The organism is Vibrio scophthalmi (assembly GCF_040869025.1).
Taxonomy (GTDB): domain Bacteria; phylum Pseudomonadota; class Gammaproteobacteria; order Enterobacterales; family Vibrionaceae; genus Vibrio; species Vibrio scophthalmi.
The window spans coordinates 428,471-449,442 of sequence record NZ_CP134272.1 but is presented as its reverse complement, the minus strand read 5'-3'; the positions used below and the strand labels follow the sequence as shown (position 1 = coordinate 449,442).

The window sequence follows — 20,972 nt, the reverse complement described above, 5'->3', positions numbered from 1 at the left end:
TTAAGCTTTCATTAAAATAAACATTTGGTAGTCAAACTGACCATCTCTTTGGCGGTATGCATTCAGCTCTCGCTCAATATCTTTAATTGCTTGTGAGTTTGGCAACTCATCTTTTAGCGCCGCAACTTGTTGAGACAACGGTTGGTAATAAGCTTCCCACGCCGCATCACTAATTGGGAAAGTATCGACCAGTTGATAGCCAGCAGCTTTGGCCTGCTTAATTCGGGTCTCGACCGTGGTCATATCTGGGTATTCACTGCCCCAAAATGCTTTCGCCGTCTCATTGGCATCATCGGTTGACCAAACAAGATCGCTCAGCACCAAAACACCACCTTGATTGAGTAGTGGTCGCCACTGTTTGAAGGCATTTTCAACCCCCATGATATAGGCGCTACCTTCTGACCAAATCAAATCGAACGAGCGCTCGGCGTATGGCAAATCCGTCATGCTGGCACATTCAAAATGTATCTGTTCAGCATGCTCTTGATTGCTCGCCTGAAGCGCTTTGATCGCTTCTTCATCGTTATCAATCGCGGTAATCTGAGCATCACACTTCTGAGCCAATAAGCGAGTTGCGATGCCTTGCCCGCAACCAATCTCCAATATTTGGCTTGGTTTCATCGGCACTTTACGCAGCGCTGCCAAGGTATCAGATTCGCTGCCTGGACCTCTTCTCTCCAATAGATCAAAGATGCGATAAAAGTCTGCCATGTAGGTATCATGTGTATTCATGTCTTTGGATAACCACCGTAATCGTTGGGCATCAGTCTCACTAAACCCTTGCTTAATAAGCCAGTCAATATGAGCATCAGGCGCCAATTTATCTAAAGTTTCGTGCCATTGGTTCAGAGAGGTTTCACCCAATAGCGCAGCCAATAAGTCGCGTGATTGCTGCTTTTGGGCGATTTCTTGATCAAGATGCTCTAACCGCTCAAGCAACACAGCACGCTCCACTTTTGCTTCAAGACAAGCCTTACATTCTTTCAGCGTAAGCCCACCACTATGTAGTTGTTGAATTAAGCGTAATCGCTGCAGATCCATATCACTGTAAGTGCGATAACCGTTGCTTAACCGCTGACCACAAATTAGCCCCAACTTCTCGTAATAGAGCAAGGTGGTACGTGACAAGCCGAGCATTTGTGCCAACTCTGATATTCGATACATACCGATCTCCTTTAAGTGCCAACATCACCGCCAGCGAATCTTGAATATGTTTGCATCCTAAACTGTAAAGCTATAGACAGGTCAATGATTATTTACGTGATTTTCAATAACAAATCACAACGCTCAAAAAAACACGCTTACCAGTGCCATTTCACTCCTCAAACCAGTGACTAATCTCACTGCGATGCTCTCTAGGCCTTGTCCTGATTAGGGTTGCACTTACATCGATAAAAACGATTAATTTTGCAGCAAAAACTCATTTCCTCACCATACTTATTGGGTGCTATTTATAGCTCCGAACCACAGCAAGATGGTGATGTCACTGCGACATTGTGGTTGATTGAGCATCAAGCTCGATACTTTCAAAAAGGAAAATAATAATGAAATACAAACTATTACTTGCTGCTTTATGTGTGACTTCTACTGGTGTATTAGCGGAAGAACTTAACGTTGAAATGATTGACTTAAACAGCGGCAATTCTGCTGGTACGGTTGTCATCACAGAAAGTGAATACGGCACCGTATTTACACCACAACTAACAGGCTTAACGGCTGGATTACATGGCTTCCATGTCCACTCCAACCCATCCTGTGACAGCTCGGAGAAAAATGGCAAAACCATCATTGGTGGTGCCGCGGGTGGGCACTATGATCCGGCGAATACTGGCAAACATGGTAAACCTTGGACAACGGATAACCATCTAGGTGATTTACCCGCGCTTTACGTTGATATGGATGGCAATGCCAATCAACCGGTATTGGCACCTCGAATTAAACTGGCCGATCTCGATGACCGCGCTTTAATGATTCACGCTGGCGGTGATAACCATGCCGATCACCCAGCGCCACTCGGCGGTGGCGGTGCTCGCATGGTGTGTGGTGTGATTAAATAAAACCGCTAGTCCACCAAATTAATGAGGCCCTCTGAACCGACGTGTCCCCCTACTCGATAGGTTTTAAGGGCTTTTTTACCTTCAACTAGCGAGTCACTGCCAGCTTTGTTGCTTGCAATGCCGCGATGAAACTCTCCAAAACGGGGCCTGATGAGTGGCTGCGAGACACTAAGCAACCAGCCGTGGTTAGCCAACCATCTTTTTCGTGAGTCACCGGCAACGCAAGGAGCTTACCTTGTTCAACCAAAGGAGTGGCAATTAACTCCGGGATCACTGCCCAGCCGATACCTTGGCAGGCTAACTTGGCTAACATTTGGTGGGTATTGGCGTACCAAAAATTAGAGCTAATGCCATAGCTAAACCACAGCTCTTTCTGAGATGCACTGCGGTGAACGATTTGGCGATGCGCTTTCAAGTCTGAATCTCGCACGCGCGTTAAGTTCGCTAACGCATGTTCTGGCGATGCCACGGTTAAAAAACGCATTTGGCCTAGGGTGAAAAAATCCATATCTTCACGTAATTCACCATCAGCAAAGATAATACCCACATGGGCTTTATTGCTGCGCACCGCCTCTTCCACATCGAATGTCGCACTGATCGTGAGATCAAAATTAGTGATCGGAAATTGTTCCGCTAATTGGGTCAATATTGCTAGCAATTCATCAGTAACCAAACATTCATCAATCGCTATAAATAACTCATTTTCAATCGATTTATCCAACGACTCTACTTTTTGGTCGAAGTACTGCTGCTGGCTCAAAATCGATTTCGCGATGGGCAACAAAGCGTGGCCCGTCGCGGTTAATTTGGGAATGTTCTTATCACGAGTGAACAGATCTTGGTTGATGGCAAGCTCTAGATTCGCCACTGATTGACTCACCCCAGATTGGGCTCGTTTGAGTTTACGAGCTGCGGCAGAAAACGAGCCGCACTCACACACGGTGACGAAAATTTTAAGTTGCTCGAAGCTGTACATGATATGACCTATTCAAAGTGCGATATTGAGTGTGTGATAGTGCAATGCCAGCCAAGCTATCACGAAGTGTGATAGATGTTAACTTTCTTTCTATTGAGGAATCCGCATAATCGCCGCCTCTAAAGTCGAGACATTATTTTATTGGGGGAGTTTATGAGTCGATTAGAGCGTCTATTTCACGCCATTACATTTGAGGTACTAGCGGTATCATTATCGATTATTGGCCTAGCGATATTTACCGATCATAACGTGAGCCACTTATCAGGAACTATGATAGTTGTCGCCACTATTGCCATGATTTGGAACGTCATATTTAACTGGATCTTTGATAAGTTCGTACCGGGACAAAAAGAGAAGCGTTCACTGAAAACCCGCATTGTGCACGTACTATTGTTTGAAGCTGGCTTGCTGTTCGCCACTGTGCCTGTGATGGCTTACTTATTGAAGGTCAGCCTTGTTGAAGCACTCATGATGGATATTGGTGTTACTCTCTTTATCACCCTCTACGCCTTTGTTTTCAACCTCGCTTATGATCATATTCGCGCTTACATCGTCGCGAGAAAAACACCAGCACTCGCATAGGCAGAGTAAAGCAAAACCCGAGTTAGCGATTAAGCTGAACTCGGGTTGTCATCTCTCTTTTCTACTTAGCGTTTTTCTATCATGGCCCGCTAGTCAATCAGAGCCAACGAATCCAATATGCCTTGACCGCTATGAATGCCACCTTCGTTTTCACTCGCAGGTTTACTGCGGATCAAGTAACCCGCATACCCATGAAAATCCGTCACTGGCTGGCCTTGATAGTGAGCGGTAAACAAACCAATTTCGCTAACCAGATCAGTCACTAATGTTGCTTTACTATCACGAACTGCAACCGTTGGCGTTTCTCTCTCATGAGGGTATAAGCGTTGCATCAACGCCCATGCATCATATTCTTCCACTTTAAGAGTGGCCAATTTCGCACTAATCTCAGCGGCAAAAATACAGTGTCCACCACCCTCGCCTTGGTTTTTAAGCACCCACTCTTGCTGGTTGGCGTGCGTGTTAAACCACGCAATGCTTTCTGTGGTGATCGGTTTCATTTCCGCCAACACACTTTTGACTAAGTGTGCTTCTTCAAGGCTTAAACCCCAGCGAGTATATTGTTCTGCACTCATCATCGTCAGCAACATCTGCATCGATTTACTGGTCGCCAATTGCTGACTTACCGTGGCATTAACCGCAACATAATGCTGTTCTATAAACACGCGAGTTTGGCTAAGGGTATAACAGCACTCTTGTTCTTTCAGTTCTGGGGCGCAGTAGTCTTGATATTGGTAGCCTGCCCGCAAATAGACCGAATCAATCGCGCCAACCCCTTCTAGTATGAGTCGCGGCTTATTGGCACCATTCTGTGTATCATCACAGTTTATCTGGCTGCTTAACTGGCCACTTAGCTGGGCAAAGGTCCTTCTTACGGTGCGTACACCTAAGTTTTGCAGTGCCACTTCCAACAAGTGTTGATCATAAACATTATCTTCATCTGGCTGTACTACCATCAAAAACATCGGCTTGTTTGACTCAGCGGCATCATCGCCTAAGAAGTTATCTCTTACTTCACGCGCTGCTGTTGCAATCGCTAGTGCAAGTTGTTCCATCCCTACGTTATCGGCGGGCATTGCCTTAGGATCCACCACCCACTGATGGGTCGCCTCTCCCCATTGATCCGCAATGAATTGATGTAATTGCGTCGCACGTTGACCAAATGGTGCCATGCCTGCCGCAATGCCGTTGAACTCAATCACTTTTGCGCCTTGATGACGATCATCCATAAAATCGGTACGCATCAGCAGTAGAGGCTGACGCGGGGCGAAAAGCGCGCCATCACTTACCTTTGCATGGTGTTGATCTTGGTGATGCTTATATAAATACCCATGTAACTGAATATGCAGTTTCATCAGCAGACCAAAAAAGGGATCCGCTTGTGCCATCGTCGCTAAGCTCTGTTGTAAAAACGCATGATCTTCGGACACATTGGATATCAGTTTTGCAATCAATGGCGTGACATGACGAAGGTGTTGATAGGTGGAACGCTGCATCGTGGTTGGCGCAATACTAAACGGACAATGCCTTGCGGTTCTGTCTGCTTGTTTAAATGCCACACCATGCATTATTGCCCATTCACAAGCCTCATCTATCACTTGTTTCGGTATCAGTGCCGTAATGAGCGGCTTAATTGAATCCATCGTCAAAGGAGTTTGTTTCATCTTTGTCATTCACAAAATAAGGTAATCATCTCTAAGACGAACACCAACCAAAAAAGACGGCGCGAGTGTAAGAATTTTTTAGGCGACTGCAAACAGAAATCATCACGGAGCAAGCAAATAACCACAAACGGCAAAGAAGCTGACAAAGAGGCATAACCAAGCAAAATGCGATGACTCGCAATCATTAAGTCACAGAATTGCAATCTGTTTTTTTAACTCATTGCTACGGATTAAAGATGCCGATCGACTCGAATAAGTATAAAATTCACTCGTCGCTATATTGTCATTGTAGCGCGTAACATCGCCATCAAAGGAAGCATGAGGGGTGACCTGAGATCAGATGCGGTGAATATACGAGAAACGATGGATGTTAAACATTCATCAAGGCTCATGTATTCAGTTCAAGCCATTCGGTATTTACTATTATTCGCTGTAAAAAGCGAGTTTGCCGTAACTACCCTGAATTTCCCGAGGTAACTATGGAAATCGTGATTGATACTCACACACATACGCTGGCAAGTGGCCATGCGTACAGCACGCTGCTCGAAAATGCCGCAGCCGCCCATCGTAAAGGATTAAAAATTCTCTGCACTACCGATCACGCCCCTGAAATGCCGGGCGCGCCCCACTACTGGTTTTTTAATAACCAACGCATTATTCCGCGCTTTTTAAATGAAGTGGGTATTATTCGTGGCGTCGAAGCCAACACTTTGAACACCAATGGTGATATCGATTTGCACGCAACGACCGATCAACATTTAGATTGGATAATGGCCAGCTTCCATGAGCCGGTCTTCCCACCAGCCAGTGAAGCAGAACATACTGAAGCGTTAATCAATGTGATTAAAAGTGGCCGTATTGATGCCCTTGGTCACCTTGGGAATCCTAACTTCCCGTTTGATATTGAAGCGGTCCTAACTTGCGCTAAAGAGCACAACGTCGCGATTGAAATCAATAATTCTTCACTGCTCGGCCACAGCCGCATCGGCAGTGTTGAACGTTGCGATAACATCGCCCGTATCGGTAAAGAAATTGGCGTTTACTTTACCACCGGATCTGATGCGCATTTCTGTGAAGATATCGCCAATCTTGATTTGGCGATCGCACTGCTTGAAAAATACCAAGTAGATGAAGAGAAAGTCATCACATCAAGCACTAGCCGCTTCTTAAATTTCCTCGTGTTACGAGGCCGCAAGCCAATCGCTGAGTTTGCCGACCTTTACTAATTTAATTGCCTTAAACGTTTAAACGAAAACGCCCCTCTATCTTTCGATAAGGGGCGTTTTTTTAAATCGTTAAAAGAGCTAACTAAGGGCGAACGTTTTGATCCGCTTGCTGAGCAAAATCTGCCAAACGTTGGAATTGTTCAGGACGCCAAATCGCTTGTTGATCGATTGTATTTGGGAGAGCATAAAATGCGCTGTCTTGATCATCGGAATGCAGCTCTAAACTCACCCACTCTTCAATTCGCTGCTGATCAGCAAAACGATCCTCAAGCGCCAACGCGTGTACAGAGCCTGAGAAGTTTGGCATCAGATTAAGCGCTAAATGATAATCACGAAACAACACCACCCACTTATCTGGCAAGCGCTTATCGCTGTCCCACCAAACGCCATCCAATTGCTGTAACTTACTTCTTGTGACCGATTTAGGCTGCGCTTTTAACTTAATCAGTTGATTGGCAAACGCAATATCCATCGCCTGTGAAAACTGGGAAGCCGTCAAATGCGGCTGCGCCACCAGTATCTCTTGCGCCAATCTCGCACCAAGCATATTGGAATAGAGATCTTCAGAAGAAAAGGCTGAGGCGTACTCTTTAAATCCCGTCACTGAGACCATACCAAACCACTGTGCAATTTCATGCCACTGCGCCAAACGAAAAGCAATTAACGCCGCTGCTTGCGCACTGCGTTCAATACGTTCAAATTCAGAGAGCGGTCTCTCTTGTTTATGCCATTGAATGCGACGACTCTTGAGCTCTGATGGCAACGTCAAGTAGCCATTGTGTCCCAGCATCTGACGATTGAGTTGAAACAAATAGTAGCTATAGTCTGCCGTGTCGCGCACGTGGGCAGTATCAATAAACCCACCCAGTTCAGTAAAAATGATCCCATTACGTTCATCATTAAACCCCAGCAAACTGCCAGAGACGGACTCGCTACCATCATTGTAACGGTGTGAACCAATATTCGTTGGCTCAAGGACATTTTCTAATGAAAAGAATGGTACAGGGACACTGCCTAACTGCGCTTTTAGATCAACCCCAAAGGCACAACAAGGGCGCACACCAACAGGCGCTTTTAACGCTGAGAGCGCCTCTTGATCGACCGAATCTTGTGAAAGGTTTAAGCTTTGCAAGGTAATTTCATGTGCACTGAGGGTTTGATAGGCCAATAAGCCACCGCAAAAACTGAGCAATAACAGTCCGACTTTTTTCATCTCACACCTCAGAATGCTTCATTTATCTGAAAATAAAACCCACGGCTCTCTTTACCAATACCTAAATCAACTCGCACGTTGATGCGCGCCTTAAAGGCAAACCGATAGCCCACCCCTACACTTGGCAACCAATCACTTTCAAACAGTTGCGAATAGCTTGGAGCAACATTACCACCACCAAGCCATGCAACCACACCGTGGCGGCCTGACACCGTATGGCGGAGTTCAATTTGAGTCGAAATCTGATGTTTATCGCGGTATTGGCCTTGATAGTAGCCCCGCATGCGTTGATCATCGCCAAGCTGCGCATAATCAAACCATGGCGCATCACCAATAATCGATTGTGAATAGACTTCCATCGCAATGATGGTGGCCGTAGACCAAGGCTGGTAATGACGAATATTAGCAACAATATTGTCATAGCCATTATCGCTACCGAAGCTATCGCGGTTTGCAATCCATTCAATATCAATAAGCTGACCTCGTGCCGGGTTAGGCTCGAAGTCTCGCGAATCATATTCCAACCCCACAAGAGCACCACTACTGACTATGGCTGAACTTGATAGCATCTCTACTGGCAAGCGATCGCCATCAACCCCTTTTACATCGCGATAAGATTGGTACTGCCAACCAAATTTAGCGTAAGTATCGGGGAAGATCTCCACGGCAATCTTGGGACTAAATTGAACGCGCTGGCCTTGATATTGTCTTTTCTGATCGTCATTTTCCGCCGCATGTCGGCCAATCCCCCAGTAGTAACCCGGAGTATGACTGATCCAGGCTTCGCCTAGTAAACGCAAAGTATCATGATGTAAATAAGTACGGTTATTAACGCCTAAGCCATAAGATCCTGATGTCGAAGCGTACGAAGTGAGTGTGAGAGTAGAATAAGGATCATCTTGCTGCCAATCATAAGGGGTATACAAGCCAACCGCTGCAACACCGATACCAAAGCCTTGTTCTGGGTTAACAAATGGCCCTGGTAACACTCCCCAATCAATTAATTTGGATTCATCAACCGTTTCGCTAGACCCCAAATTAGTCAGCAAGTTATCAAACCAGCTATCCTCACTCGGCTCTGCGATGAGTATAGGAGAGTAGAACAAGGCAGAACTAAACATCGCAGCATAAGCAGCTTTTGGCAATGACATCAAACCCATCCTTCCCTGTAAAACAAATGAGTGGGCAAAGGTGGCATTGATAACCGATAACTCACTCTAACTAGAGCAATATTATCGCTAAGAACCAGAAGAGTAAACTCATAGGTTTACTTTTGATGTGCAGCTAACGCCCAACATAAGAAAGGCTCAATTCTTGCGAACTGAGCCTTGGGAGATAAGCCTTTTAGAATATGAGTAACGAATTAATCTACATCACTCTTCGCAACTAGTTACCGTCCATTAACCAAGCGACCGCTTCGTCATACTCTTCAAAAGAACGAATCTCACCATGAATAAACCAACTCCCCACCTTAGCAGCCCATTCTTGCCAACCATGTGAGCCGTACAAAGCTACACGTTCAAATTCCGAACCATGACTCATACCAAGTTTAAAATCATCCCAAGCCGCTCTCATCTCCCAGCCTTGAAACTCAGTCGCATCAAAAAACACGTTCACTTTCGGTTGTTCAATTTTCGCCAATGCGGCATCCAACATGGGAACGAGTCTTTGATAATCATCGTGAGTTAACTTTCCGACTGCTTTAATCGATAAAAAAACATCATTATCGACTCTATCAAGGCCGATAGAAATTCCATGTTTATTCATAATTCACCTCTGTGCTAGACCTTGTTCTAATTTAGTACAAATTTGCGTAAATAGAGGAAAATGAAAAGCCACATTTCGGTAAACAAAGTATGTAAATCTCAGCAATAGCCGCGCGCTCTAATAGCAAAAAACATTGATAATCTTATGCTAACCCTTATCTCAGAAAAAATCTAAACCATTGAAAATAAAGCCATAACAATTGAACGTTAACGATAAATCCAATAGGATAGGCGGCAATAATGGAGCTCAAGCCCAACACAAATAAGAGAATCCAACTTGACTGTTAGTAAGATAAATAGAAAAACGAAATTACTGATTGGAATCGGCGCTTGTATCATAGTGGGTGGCGGGATCACTTACACTCTCACCAAACCCTACTTCAAAGAAAGAGCCCGCATAGCGCTCTTGGCGGAACAACTGGATAGAAAAGACAGTGCGAGAGAGTGGCGCTATGCCTACAGATTTGAATTTCCTAATAATCCGAAAGTAGCCGATTGGAATACGGAAAACTTAGAAGTACCACAAATTTTATTTACCGTTGCAAATAGTGAAGATAAAACCAAACTCAGCTATTGGGCACTCAACGTCAATGGCGGAGAACCACAACTGCTTATCCCTGAAGGTCAATTACCGCCACCGCCTGCTCTAGGAAAGGGCGCCCGCGACAGCGCCAGTTATATGAGCCGCTCGCCTAATGGACGCTATATGGTTCTTCCACTCTCTATCGGCGTCGTGCTCTATGATTTAGCGACTGAAGAAATCACAAAACTCAATGACGAAAAGTTCACGTGGAATGCTGAGTACCTTTGGGCAGCCGATAGCAGCCAGGTCATTGTAAAAAATAGTGACTTACTTGTGTTGGTGAAATTGCCCAGTAAAGAGATTCTTGATTTTTTTGAGGTTAATGATCCTGACATCGAGGAGATATACTACTCTCCTCGCGATTACAACATTGTCTTCAACCGAGCAGAAAACCGCATCTATCTTCAAGAAAGCGGACATGGCTTAACGTGTATTGTTGACGCTACAACCTTCAAAGTGATTGAACGTAAACAGTACCTTCCAACTCGATATCAATGCAATGTTGAAGCAAGTAAGTTCGGTGATAGTTACATGTGTGATGGACATGGTGATGGCCGTGTCTTTAGCTCACAAGCCCCAAATAACAAGATAGCGACCTACTCGCCAGCTGAGCATATTGTCTCTCTAAACGGCGGGGATGTGTGGTATACCAATCAATACTATCATGGCCTCATTCGCAGACTCGCCCAAGCCACCCCAGAAAGCCCAACTCTAAAAATGAGTTATCATTATCTAGGCTATCAGAATGGGGAGCGTGTCTATATCTCACCGAAGAGCTTTGCTTTTAGCCGTTATGTCATCGAACATGCTGATAGCGAAAAATGGCGTGATTTTCTATACCCACTGCCCAGCCATGAAGACCTAAAGAAAGCCTTCGATACGCTTTATGACTGATCAATTCGACCAAGCTAAGTCATAGCGAGCTAAGCCACACTAAAAAATTGAGTGACTTAGCTTGTTATCGTATCTAGGGCTCGAAGTAATACGTAAATAAGAGACTATTTACGTCCCATAATGCGCAGAATACGTAGGAACAAGTTGATGATGTCCATGTAAAGCGCCGCAGCACTATCGACAGCGTTATCTAAGGTTTTTGGGATCTGATTTGCGCGACCCCAGTCATAACCGATGTAACCACAGAAAATTACCGCAACAGCCCAATCTATCCACGCTTGATGAATGCCCAAAACGAAGATTTGAAACAGCTCAACCACAATCACGGCGAGCAGCGCGATGGTCAATGCACCAGCGATCTTAGCGAAGAAATTCGGGAATAGAGTGCCAAGTATCATCATCACCCCAGTAACAAGCCCGGTCACTTGAATTGCCGATAACACCAATGCGGGATCGTATTGGGAGACCACCATATTAATGATCAGGCCAAAAGGCACCACCACGAAGTTATAGCCTAGAAAGCTGACTAACGGATTCGATGACGACCGAAAGAGATAAATACCGATAAAACAGCTAGCAAAATAGCCAATGAAAAAGACCCAAGGATTGATCGACGCAATCACCTCGACGGGAATGGCTGATACCATTAACCAGTTGATCCAAAACCCCCAACACAATACAGCGCCAATCGCCAAATTATAAAGGCGTGCACTAATCTCAGGTTCGCCAGTAAAACCGCGCTCAAATACGTTATCTTCCATTATGTCCTCACTTCCTTACATTTGATTTATATTGCCACGACTCTTGTCAGCTATATTTCCATTCCTATAGGTAACAGGAAAATAGTGACCAAAATTCACTATGCTTTTTTGACAAACTTCGCTGTCACCATCATTTCGCCTGCCCCATCCACTTTACAATCCAGTTGATGATCTTTGCCTTCAACAATACGTTTAATTATCGCTTTAGTACCAATCTTCAGTACCAACGAACTGCCTTTGACCTTGAGATCTTTGGCCAACGTGACTTTGTCGCCTTCAGATAACAAAGTGCCATTCACATCTTTGATATTTAAGCCTTCTTCGACCTCATCAGGGTTCCACTCATGCGCACATTCCGGACACACAAGATTGTTTTGATCTTGATAAACAAACTCAGACTGACAATTTGGACAAGCAGGAAAAGACATAACACACCTTCAATCAATAAACTTATTACACATGGTAATGGCTCTGATACGTCTTAGCGAGGGGATTGTGCAATGTGCCACCACTTCTATTGCGAATTATTGTCTAAATAAAACCGAGGAGATTCTGCCCCTATAACGAAAAATTCCCGCTAATGCGGGAATAAACAGATACAACGATTACGGCATTACTAAAACGCGTAGCGAGCACCAATATAGAAACCATCGAGGGTGATATCAACAGCATCAATCTCTGTATAAGCCGCTTTATAGCCTAAGTTCAAATCAATATTGTTAGCGAGACGTGTACCAATCTCAATACCCGCTTGAAACGCACTTTCAGACTCAGATTCACTCATATTTAGCGAACTTTCTTTAACATCTAGATTAACAATGCCAACACCAATCATCGGCGCCAAATAAACGTTACCGAAATCATACAGTACAAACAGCTTAGCTTTGGCATTAACAAAAAACGCATTTGCATCCACTGATAGCGTTGAATAAGAAGTGTTCCCAAAGTTTCGATATTCCAACTCCAAGCTTGGCTTTACTTGTTTGTGAGCGCTAAATTCATAGCCACCAACAACGCTAAAACCAATGTCACTGTTATCTTCAATCTTAGCATTGCCCAAACTCGCTTTAGCAGAACCGGCGAACTCAAGGTCAACACCTGCATAAAATTGATTTTTAGATTGTGTCACTTGATCGTTAGTCTGCGCATAACTCAATGGTGCTGAAAGTGAAGCCAATACCGCGAGGGCTAATGGTAGCTTTCTCATTTAACTTAACTCCTTGTCTAATATGAAAAATGATCACACTCATATCATACTACACACATAAAGGTTCATTTAAACTAATAGTCGTGTTTAATGAGTTTCCATTCAATCATTAGTACTAGTTCACATCCTTGACCACTTGATGGACGATATAATTGAATCACACTATTTCTAACAAAATATCCACTAAATTTAAGTTCTCTTCTCCCACCACAATCACTACAATTTGCGCGGTTAAAATCATTGAAACTCATAGGGAAATCACATGGCGTATCGAGTGCTGGATGTCAGCCAATGGGCGCGTGCCGAACACTTCAAATTCTATCAAGGCTTTAGCCATCCTTGGTATAACATCTGTTCCAATATCGATGTCTCTGCGCTATACCAATATTGTAAGCAGCACAATCATCGCTTCTTACATGCTTATCTTTATCTCACCCAGCAAGCGCTAAATAAATGTGAACCAATGGCTTATCGCCTAGTGAATGATGAAGTGCGTATTTACTCGCCTATGTGTGTTAGCGTCGCGCTGCTGGCCAACGATGATACGGTGCGTTTTTGCGATTTAGATTATCAAATCGATTTCGCTGATTTTACCGTTCGCGCAACGGAAGCCGAGGCTCGCATTAAAAACACACCATTTATCTTGGAGCAGTTCATTGGTCAGGAAATGAAGCAAAATACGGTTCATTTAACCGTGTTGCCATGGATAGATTTTACTAGCATGAGCCACGCGAGAGATGTCAATTTTCCTGATAGTGTACCGAAGATGGCCTTTGGCAAGTTGGTGCAGCAAGGCGAACAATGGCGTATGCCATTATCGGTTGAAGTGCACCACGGCTTGATGGATGGCTTGCACGTAGGGCAATTTCTCCAAACACTGCAACAACTCTTTGATGAGCCGACGCTGCTCGATATGAACTAAGTCAGTTTGCTTTCTTGCTTGGGCGAATGACTCAACTCGCCCAACTCACCACGATGTCAGTCAATCGATAATATCCGAACATCGGTATGCGAACCTGACCATCATCAATCCTTTGACTAACTCAATGAGCGCGTGAGAATTTTCTGACATTCAACCGCGCAAATATGCAGCGCTCACTAGTTAACTAATTCAATCGCAACCCATAGAATACGGCGCTTCAGTTACTGGATTGATTCTATGAATAAATATTGTTTGTCCCCACTGCTTGCTTGCGCATTGCCCGCGTTTGCTTCGCCTTATATTGGTTTGGAAGTGGGCCGTGCGATGCCCCATCACGACATCACCGTGTATGATCTGGCTACCGAGCAAAAACTCAGCCCTGATTCAACCGATGGCTTTATCGCATTATTGGCTGGCTATCACTTTGATAATAATTTCGCACTTGAAATGGGCTATCAAAAAAATTATCACTACCATGAGTCTGATAGCAACAATCTGTGGGATGTGTCATTAGAGGCTAAACAGTTTTCGTTAATGCCCGTCTATGCCCTATCACTGACTAATAGCCGCGATTGGAGCTTAAAAATGAAAGCAGGGGCGACCTATACGCAATATCAGCTTTCTGCCACCAAAGCAGGTGCAGATCCCCTCCATGCCTCCAAACAGAGCAATGAGCTGGGTATGGTTGGCGTGATTGGCATTGAATATCACCTAACCGACAATGTATCGATAAGTGCTAACTTCAAGTACCAAGCCGACAGCTTCTCAAACATGAGCATGATGACATTGGGTGGTCAGTACGACTTCTAATCCTCACTGATTCTAATCATCACAGAGAAATATCATAAAATAATCTCAATAAATAATAGAGCAGCCTTAATTTCTTAGGGGCTCTATTGTTTTTTTGAGTAGTGGCGATCCCATTTGCACTTTCACTCCCGTAAAATCTTACCCTATGGTATTTCCTAGGTTAAATCACTCCGCATTTTAAACTCGATATGATTACTATAGCGCCCCGACTCTAACACCCACGATTTCTTGAAAATAGACTCCGCGGTAGAATATAAATATAACAATGGAGTAGTATCATGTTCACTTCGCGAATCGCTCAAGCAGATGATTTTGAGTTTCTATTTGAACTTAAAAAAGCAGCGGAATATCTGCCGATAAAAGCGGTATTCGGCTGGGACGAAACAATCCAAAAAGAAATTCATCAGCAAGAATGGGATGAAGTAAAACCAACCATTATTGAAGTGAATAATCAACGCGTCGGCAGCTACTTAGTACAGCGTCATGATGATCATATCTACTTTGGCCGCTTCTTTTTACTTCCAGAAATGCAAGGTAAAGGGATCGGCAGCGTGATTCTTAAAAATGTCATTGAAGAGGCAAAGCAACTAGGATTACCGACTAAACTTGTGTATTTGCAAGGGAATCGTGTAGGAGAGCTGTACACCAGACTGGGCTTTGACATCACCTCTCAGGATCTGCAATTTGTCCGCATGACAAAAGCGAATTGATGGTATTAATATAAAAAAGGGTCGACTAAGTCGACCCTTTCTATTTTGCTATCAACAAATATCGCGAATATTACGCTTCGTTTGTCTCTGCTGAAAGTTTACTTTGGCGATGCTCTTCACGCTCACGTTTACTGAACATGCGTTCTACTACGACAAAGAATAGTGGTACGAAGAAGATGCCTAGGAAGGTTGAACCCACCATGCCACCTAGTACACCAGTACCGATTGCGTTTTGCGCGCCAGAACCAACACCAGAGCTGATTGCTAGAGGCACAACACCTAAACCAAATGCCAATGAAGTCATTAGGATAGGACGAAGACGTACACGAACTGCGTGCAGTGTCGCATCTCTCAGGCTTGCGCCTTTTTCGTAGTACTCTTTGGCAAATTCGACGATAAGAATCGCGTTCTTCGTTGCAAGACCAACGGTCGTCAATAGACCAACCTGGAAGAATACGTCGTTTGGCAAACCGCGTAAGTTCATCGCAACAATCGCACCAACTACACCTAATGGCACAACCAGAATAACGGCGATTGGTACCGACCAGCTTTCATACAGCGCAGCCAATACGAGGAATACCACTAGGATAGACAGTGCGTATAGTGCTGGCGCTTGGTTACCAGATAGACGTTCTTCATAAGAAAGACCGTTCCATTCAATGCCATAGCCCGGTGGCAGTTTGGTCAGCATGTTTTCGATGTCAGCCATTGCCGCACCTGTACTGTAGCCTTGTACTGGCGCACCTTGAATGTTCACCGCTGGCATACCGTTGAAGCGCTCTAGACGTGGTGGACCATATTCCCAGCTACCGGTTGCAAATGCCGAGAATGGCACCATTTCACCTTTACTGTTGCGTACGAACCATTTGTCCAGATCATCTGGTTGCATGCGGTATTGAGCTTCACCTTGCAACATCACTTTCTTGATGCGGCCACGGTCGATAAAGTCATTTACGTATGAACCACCCCATGCCGACGCCAATACCGAGTTCACTTCTGAAATGTTCAGATTCAACGCTCGTAGTTTTGTATGGTCGATATGTAACTGGTAGATCGGAGCTTCTTCTTGACCGTTCGGGCGGACACCCACTAGATTTGGATCTTGTCCTGCCATACCCAGCAGTTGGTTACGAGCCGCAATCAATGCGTCATGGCCATTGCCGCTACGATCTTGTAGGTAGAAGTCAAAACCACCTGCCGTACCTAGCTCCATTACTGCAGGCGGAACGAAGGCAAATACCATCGCTTCTTTGATCTGCATGAAAGCACCCATTGCACGATTAGCAACAGATTGTACGTCGGTACCTGGCTCGGTACGCTCATCCCATGGTTTTAGGTTGATGAACGCCATACCCATGTTTTGACCCATACCAGCAAAACTAAAGCCTGCAACGGTAAAGACTGATTCAACCGCTTCAGCTTCATCCGTATTGAGGTATGTTTCCATCTTATCCAGCACTTTTAGGGTGCTTTCTTGAGATGCATTCGCCGGTAGGATTGCTTGCGCAAACATAACGCCTTGGTCTTCATCCGGTAAGAATGCGGTTGGCATACGTAGGAATAAGAAACCAGTACCAATCGTGATCGCAAGGAAAATCATAAACATACGACCAGTACGTTTAATGATGCTTGCGACACCTGACTCATAGCGATTCGTCCAGCGATCAAACCAACGGTTAAATGCGCCAAAGAAGCCTTTATCAGTGTATGCGTGACCTTTTTCTACCTGCTTAAGCATCGTGGCACAAAGTGCAGGCGTAAGAACCATTGCCACCAACACTGACAAAGCCATTGCTGATACGATGGTAATCGAGAACTGACGGTAAATAACACCGGTAGAGCCCGACATAAATGCCATTGGTACGAATACCGCAGACAGCGTTAGACCGATACCAATCAATGCGCCAGTGATTTGATCCATTGATTTACGCGTCGCTTCCAAAGGCGTACAGCCTTCTTCCGACATAATACGTTCAACGTTCTCTACCACAACGATGGCATCATCCACCAGCAAACCGATGGCCAGAACCATTGCAAACATCGTCAGCATGTTGACTGAGAAGCCAGCCGCCGCCAAGACACCAAAGGTACCTAGTAGTACCACCGGTACCGCAATCATCGGGATCAGGGTCGCGCGGAAGTTCTGCAAGAATAGGTACATGATAACGAACACCAGTACGATTGCTTCTAGCAAAGTCTTCACAACGCCTTCAATCGAGCTGCTTACGAAAGGTGTGGTATCAAAAGGAACAACCATTTCTAGACCCGGAGGGAAGAACTCTTTCAGCTCATCCATACGCTCCATAACGGCATCTTTAGTATCCAGTGCGTTCGCACCACTTGCTAGCTGAATCGCCAAACCAGACGCGACTTTACCGTTGTAAAGACCCGTGATCATGTAGCTCTCAGCGCCTTTCTCCACTTTCGCTACATCGCTCAGTAGAACCTGTGCACCAGTAGAGTCAGATTTCAATACGATATCACTGAATTCTTCTGGAGTTTGTAGTAACGATTGAGACGAGATCGTCGCGTTAAGCTGCTGACCTTGCACCGATGGTGCCGCACCAAGTTGACCAGCAGATACCTGAGCATTTTGCTCACGAATCGCGCCAATCACATCATTGGTTGTCAGGTTGTACTGATTCAGTTTTAGCGGATCAAGCCAGATTCGCATTGCGTACTGCGCACCAAACACCTGAATATCACCCACACCCGCAACGCGGCTGATTGGATCTTGAATATTTGATGCAACGTAGTCGCCAATATCGGCTTTATCCATGCTGCCATCTTCAGAAACGAAGGCGACAACCATCAAGAAACCACTACCCGCTTTGTTTACGCTAATACCTTGCGCTTGCACTACTTGAGGTAATAAAGGCATCGCTAATTGCAGTTTGTTCTGAACTTGAACTTGCGCAATGTCGATATCCGCTTCAGCGTTAAAGGTCAGCGTAATTGTTGCGTTACCAAAACTATCACTTTGTGCAGAGATATAACGTAGATGGTCAAGACCAGTCATACGCTGCTCGATAACCTGAGTTACCGAATCTTCCACAGTCTTAGCAGAAGCACCAGGATAGTTTGCACTCACTACAACAGTAGGTGGCGCAATCGTTGGGTATTGCGATACTGGCAACGTGCTAATAGAAAGCACACCAGCCAACATAATAATAATCGCAATAACCCATGCAAAGATCGGTCGATCTATGAAATAACGAGCCATGTTGAGTTCCTGTTAGCTTGCTTGAGCATCGCTCATTACTGAAGGTGCAACCGCAGCGCCTGGACGGATTTTTTGTAATCCTTCCACTACGATTTTGTCACCTTCTTTCAGGCCAGACGTAATCAACCATTGATGATCGATTGCTTCTGCTGTCGTCACGACGCGCGCTTCTACCTTGTTCTCTACATCCACAACCATCGCGATTGCTTGACCACGAGGGTTACGAGTGATCGCTTTTTGTGGTACTAGAATCGCGGTTGGATCGGTACCCACAGTGACGATAGTACGGACGAACATACCCGGTAGTAGCATGCTTTCAGGGTTTGGGAATTCAGCACGCAGTGAGACTGCACCTGTTGATTCGTTAACCGTTACCTCAGCAAATTTCATTGAACCTTTGTGTTGGTAAACACTGCCATCTTCCAGAATCAAACGTACTTCTGCTGTTTCTGGTTGATGAAGCTGCCCGCTCGCAATACGTTGCTTTAGACGCAGCATTTGCGTACTTGATTGCGCAATATCGATGTTGATCGGATCAAGTTGCGAGATTTTTGCAAGAGCTTGACCTTGGTTAGCCGTCACAAGAGCACCAGGCGTCACGCTTGATTTGCTGATTTGACCCGCAATCGGTGCCGCAACTTTGGTGTACGCTAGATTGATCTCAGCATTATTGATTGCCGCTTTCGCTACCGCCACGCTCGCTTGCGCTTCTAAGTACGCCGCTTGAGCTTGGTCAAAATCTTGTTGGCTGATCGCTTTGGTTTTTAAAAGCTCTTTAAAACGTTTTGCCGTCGCGCCTGTTGATGCCAACGCCGCTTCTGCACGTTTTAGCTCAGCTTTAGTACTGATCAAGGCCGCTTTGTAGGTCGCATCATCAATTTGATACAGCGACTGGCCTTGTTTAACGTAGCCACCTTCGGTAAAGCTACGCGCAAGCACAATACCATTTACCTGCGGGCGAACTTCAGCTTCCATATAGGCACGGCTTCGACCTGGCAATTCCATTGTAATCGCTTGAGGTTGGCTCTTAAGTTCGATGATGCTTACTGGAACAGCTTGAGCGCCTTCTTGTGGTGCGGCGTGTGATGACATATCACAACCAGAAATCCACAGGGCAGCAGCAATCGCCGAAGCAATCCTAAGTTTGTTGTTCATTTAATCTCCAATATAAACACATTACGACTCTAGCGAAAATTGATGCACCGAACCAAATGATCGTCAGGAACACCCGAACTCCACAATTCAATCCAGAACGTCGTTAAGAATTAGAATAAACGCTTGAGTGCAATTTTCTCTTTACTATCCAAGTGGTAAGTAAGAGCGCTAAATATGCCACAAATACAAAAATCAATGTAGATAAAAATACCTCAAATAAGCATAAATTAATCAATTTATTCACATTAGATAAAAACGAATAAATAAAATTAATGATTACGATTAAATATACTTATCTCACTATTTTTTCCTTGCATACTGAGGGCAACTGTGAACAAGAATAGTCGCCATATATTTTTAAATAAAAACTCAAAACAAAACCACAAAACATTGATTTAAAAAGATAAATTTAAAAATACCGATAATGAGAGCAGTATTAACCAATGTAATTAAGATAATTATGAAATCGTTACAGATATTCTATTGACGCCAAAAGATTTATTTGTACAAACAAATTTAGCTGCAGAATAAAGTGGACATTAAGCCAATCTTGTGAGCAAAAGCACATCATATAATCCACCCCCACCCACCTAATATGGCATAACAATGCATATTTAAATCGTATTAGGCATCAAAATAAAATATTGCAATAACACAGCGATTTTAAGCACCATATTTACGTAAATTTACGCAATGATGCAAAGCTAAGCTCTATGAGATAGGAAAGTCGTGACGAAAAGAAACCAAGTGAGAAATAAGAGGTGAGAAGCGAGAAGTAGAGAGAACAGCCCTTAATTCACAAGAGCATATAGAAAACCTTGGGGAATATAGCCTGCCGAATAACCAAAGGTAAGAATCTGGCACTAGGCTCTCGCCAAAGGAAGAACCTAGAACCTCAAACCGCTAGCTGAAAGTATCAATATACAGAGCTTCAACTTTATCGCGAGCCCATTGGGTTTTACGCAAAAACTTCAAAGAAGACTTAATTGAAGGATCACTATTGAAGCAATTGATACGAATTCTTTGGTCCAGTCCGTTCCAACCGTAGTGTTCAACTAAGCGCGTCAGAATTTTTTCAAGACTTAAGCCATGTAATGGATTGTTTGGTTGTTGGCTCATTGAGCAGTTTCCTAAATCAAGATTGAGATCATCGTTATCACAACGAGGCAGCGCTACGCTCAGTAGCTGCTTGGATTGGGTGATTTTAACAGATAACCCATCAT

The 20,972-nt window shown here is 44.5% G+C and carries 19 protein-coding genes; 7 read left to right on the top strand and 12 right to left on the bottom strand.

The window, feature by feature from the left end; all coding sequences use genetic code 11:
• A complete protein-coding gene (locus RJD38_RS17000) occupies positions 1–1,164 on the bottom strand; it encodes a MerR family transcriptional regulator (RefSeq protein WP_065546683.1) in 1,164 nt (387 codons plus the stop codon).
• 380 nt (positions 1,165–1,544) lie between these two features.
• On the opposite strand from RJD38_RS17000, the gene sodC reads away from it, so the two are divergent.
• Positions 1,545–2,057 (top strand): superoxide dismutase family protein, encoded by a 513-nt coding sequence (gene sodC / locus RJD38_RS16995; RefSeq protein WP_065546682.1) that lies wholly within the window; start codon positions 1,545–1,547, stop codon positions 2,055–2,057.
• A gap of 85 nt (positions 2,058–2,142) precedes the next feature.
• On the opposite strand, the gene RJD38_RS16990 is transcribed toward sodC, so the two are convergent.
• A complete protein-coding gene (locus tag RJD38_RS16990; RefSeq protein ID WP_065546681.1) occupies positions 2,143–3,033 on the bottom strand; it encodes a LysR family transcriptional regulator in 891 nt (296 codons plus the stop codon).
• A 153-nt stretch (positions 3,034–3,186) separates the two neighbouring features.
• Between RJD38_RS16990 and RJD38_RS16985 the strand changes: the two genes are divergently transcribed.
• Positions 3,187–3,615, top strand: coding sequence for a PACE efflux transporter (locus RJD38_RS16985; RefSeq protein WP_065546680.1), 429 nt, complete (start codon positions 3,187–3,189; stop codon positions 3,613–3,615).
• An 89-nt stretch (positions 3,616–3,704) separates the two neighbouring features.
• On the opposite strand, the gene RJD38_RS16980 is transcribed toward RJD38_RS16985, so the two are convergent.
• On the bottom strand, positions 3,705–5,279 hold the full coding sequence (locus RJD38_RS16980) for a glutathione synthase (RefSeq protein ID WP_231893181.1): 1,575 nt from the start codon (positions 5,277–5,279) through the stop codon (positions 3,705–3,707).
• 479 nt (positions 5,280–5,758) lie between these two features.
• On the opposite strand from RJD38_RS16980, the gene RJD38_RS16975 reads away from it, so the two are divergent.
• Positions 5,759–6,505, top strand: coding sequence for a phosphatase (locus RJD38_RS16975; protein WP_005596456.1), 747 nt, complete (start codon positions 5,759–5,761; stop codon positions 6,503–6,505).
• 82 nt (positions 6,506–6,587) lie between these two features.
• Here RJD38_RS16975 and RJD38_RS16970 read toward each other — a convergent pair whose 3' ends face one another.
• The 3 genes from RJD38_RS16970 to RJD38_RS16960 all read right to left on the bottom strand — a co-directional run bounded on the left by RJD38_RS16970 (position 6,588) and on the right by RJD38_RS16960 (position 9,485).
• On the bottom strand, positions 6,588–7,718 hold the full coding sequence (locus tag RJD38_RS16970) for a DUF4056 domain-containing protein (protein WP_065546677.1): 1,131 nt from the start codon (positions 7,716–7,718) through the stop codon (positions 6,588–6,590).
• Positions 7,719–7,726: 8 nt separating this feature from the next.
• The gene (locus RJD38_RS16965) at positions 7,727–8,839 is read right to left on the bottom strand and encodes a BamA/TamA family outer membrane protein (protein ID WP_406853492.1); all 1,113 of its coding nucleotides are present in this window, start codon (positions 8,837–8,839) and stop codon (positions 7,727–7,729) included.
• Positions 8,840–9,104: 265 nt separating this feature from the next.
• Positions 9,105–9,485: an STAS/SEC14 domain-containing protein gene (locus RJD38_RS16960; protein ID WP_065546675.1), complete on the bottom strand. Its 381-nt coding sequence runs from the start codon at positions 9,483–9,485 to the stop codon at positions 9,105–9,107.
• Positions 9,486–9,761: 276 nt separating this feature from the next.
• On the opposite strand from RJD38_RS16960, the gene RJD38_RS16955 reads away from it, so the two are divergent.
• Positions 9,762–10,961 carry a hypothetical protein gene (locus RJD38_RS16955; protein WP_231893180.1) on the top strand — a complete coding sequence of 400 codons (1,200 nt, stop codon included), beginning with the start codon at positions 9,762–9,764 and terminating at the stop codon, positions 10,959–10,961.
• A 104-nt stretch (positions 10,962–11,065) separates the two neighbouring features.
• Here the strand turns inward: RJD38_RS16955 and RJD38_RS16950 are convergent, their stop codons facing one another.
• The 3 genes from RJD38_RS16950 to RJD38_RS16940 form a co-directional block, all read right to left on the bottom strand.
• Complete coding sequence (locus RJD38_RS16950; protein WP_174269652.1) at positions 11,066–11,725, bottom strand: Bax inhibitor-1 family protein; 660 nt, start codon at positions 11,723–11,725, stop codon at positions 11,066–11,068.
• Between the two features lie 95 nt (positions 11,726–11,820).
• Positions 11,821–12,150 carry a zinc ribbon domain-containing protein YjdM gene (locus tag RJD38_RS16945; RefSeq protein WP_005596445.1) on the bottom strand — a complete coding sequence of 110 codons (330 nt, stop codon included), beginning with the start codon at positions 12,148–12,150 and terminating at the stop codon, positions 11,821–11,823.
• A gap of 188 nt (positions 12,151–12,338) precedes the next feature.
• Positions 12,339–12,929 carry an outer membrane beta-barrel protein gene (locus RJD38_RS16940; RefSeq protein WP_065546673.1) on the bottom strand — a complete coding sequence of 197 codons (591 nt, stop codon included), beginning with the start codon at positions 12,927–12,929 and terminating at the stop codon, positions 12,339–12,341.
• Between the two features lie 262 nt (positions 12,930–13,191).
• Between RJD38_RS16940 and RJD38_RS16935 the strand changes: the two genes are divergently transcribed.
• The 3 genes from RJD38_RS16935 (at position 13,192) to RJD38_RS16925 (ending at position 15,371) form a co-directional block, all read left to right on the top strand.
• Positions 13,192–13,851 carry a CatA-like O-acetyltransferase gene (locus tag RJD38_RS16935; protein ID WP_065546672.1) on the top strand — a complete coding sequence of 220 codons (660 nt, stop codon included), beginning with the start codon at positions 13,192–13,194 and terminating at the stop codon, positions 13,849–13,851.
• 237 nt (positions 13,852–14,088) lie between these two features.
• Entirely contained in the window at positions 14,089–14,661 is a 573-nt protein-coding gene (locus tag RJD38_RS16930) for an AcfA family outer membrane beta-barrel protein (RefSeq protein WP_065546671.1), read from the top strand.
• A 278-nt stretch (positions 14,662–14,939) separates the two neighbouring features.
• Positions 14,940–15,371, top strand: coding sequence for a GNAT family N-acetyltransferase (locus RJD38_RS16925; protein WP_083163757.1), 432 nt, complete (start codon positions 14,940–14,942; stop codon positions 15,369–15,371).
• A gap of 70 nt (positions 15,372–15,441) precedes the next feature.
• Here RJD38_RS16925 and RJD38_RS16920 read toward each other — a convergent pair whose 3' ends face one another.
• The 3 genes from RJD38_RS16920 to RJD38_RS16910 all read right to left on the bottom strand — a co-directional run bounded on the left by RJD38_RS16920 (position 15,442) and on the right by RJD38_RS16910 (position 20,868).
• Positions 15,442–18,594, bottom strand: coding sequence for an efflux RND transporter permease subunit (locus tag RJD38_RS16920; protein ID WP_005596439.1), 3,153 nt, complete (start codon positions 18,592–18,594; stop codon positions 15,442–15,444).
• A 12-nt stretch (positions 18,595–18,606) separates the two neighbouring features.
• A complete protein-coding gene (locus RJD38_RS16915; protein ID WP_005596437.1) occupies positions 18,607–19,749 on the bottom strand; it encodes an efflux RND transporter periplasmic adaptor subunit in 1,143 nt (380 codons plus the stop codon).
• 903 nt (positions 19,750–20,652) lie between these two features.
• Entirely contained in the window at positions 20,653–20,868 is a 216-nt protein-coding gene (locus tag RJD38_RS16910; RefSeq protein ID WP_005596436.1) for a VF530 family DNA-binding protein, read from the bottom strand.
• Between the last annotated feature and the right edge of the window lie 104 nt (positions 20,869–20,972).

Coding starts and splice junctions, on each gene's coding strand:
- RJD38_RS17000 (WP_065546683.1), bottom strand. CDS start 1,164: ATGTATCGAATATCAGAGTTGGCACAAATGCTCGGCTTGTCACGTACC.
- sodC (WP_065546682.1), top strand. CDS start 1,545: ATGAAATACAAACTATTACTTGCTGCTTTATGTGTGACTTCTACTGGT.
- RJD38_RS16990 (WP_065546681.1), bottom strand. CDS start 3,033: ATGTACAGCTTCGAGCAACTTAAAATTTTCGTCACCGTGTGTGAGTGC.
- RJD38_RS16985 (WP_065546680.1), top strand. CDS start 3,187: ATGAGTCGATTAGAGCGTCTATTTCACGCCATTACATTTGAGGTACTA.
- RJD38_RS16980 (WP_231893181.1), bottom strand. CDS start 5,279: ATGAAACAAACTCCTTTGACGATGGATTCAATTAAGCCGCTCATTACG.
- RJD38_RS16975 (WP_005596456.1), top strand. CDS start 5,759: ATGGAAATCGTGATTGATACTCACACACATACGCTGGCAAGTGGCCAT.
- RJD38_RS16970 (WP_065546677.1), bottom strand. CDS start 7,718: ATGAAAAAAGTCGGACTGTTATTGCTCAGTTTTTGCGGTGGCTTATTG.
- RJD38_RS16965 (WP_406853492.1), bottom strand. CDS start 8,839: ATGTTTAGTTCTGCCTTGTTCTACTCTCCTATACTCATCGCAGAGCCG.
- RJD38_RS16960 (WP_065546675.1), bottom strand. CDS start 9,485: ATGAATAAACATGGAATTTCTATCGGCCTTGATAGAGTCGATAATGAT.
- RJD38_RS16945 (WP_005596445.1), bottom strand. CDS start 12,150: ATGTCTTTTCCTGCTTGTCCAAATTGTCAGTCTGAGTTTGTTTATCAA.
- RJD38_RS16940 (WP_065546673.1), bottom strand. CDS start 12,929: ATGAGAAAGCTACCATTAGCCCTCGCGGTATTGGCTTCACTTTCAGCA.
- RJD38_RS16935 (WP_065546672.1), top strand. CDS start 13,192: ATGGCGTATCGAGTGCTGGATGTCAGCCAATGGGCGCGTGCCGAACAC.
- RJD38_RS16930 (WP_065546671.1), top strand. CDS start 14,089: ATGAATAAATATTGTTTGTCCCCACTGCTTGCTTGCGCATTGCCCGCG.
- RJD38_RS16925 (WP_083163757.1), top strand. CDS start 14,940: ATGTTCACTTCGCGAATCGCTCAAGCAGATGATTTTGAGTTTCTATTT.
- RJD38_RS16920 (WP_005596439.1), bottom strand. CDS start 18,594: ATGGCTCGTTATTTCATAGATCGACCGATCTTTGCATGGGTTATTGCG.
- RJD38_RS16915 (WP_005596437.1), bottom strand. CDS start 19,749: ATGAACAACAAACTTAGGATTGCTTCGGCGATTGCTGCTGCCCTGTGG.
- RJD38_RS16910 (WP_005596436.1), bottom strand. CDS start 20,868: ATGAGCCAACAACCAAACAATCCATTACATGGCTTAAGTCTTGAAAAA.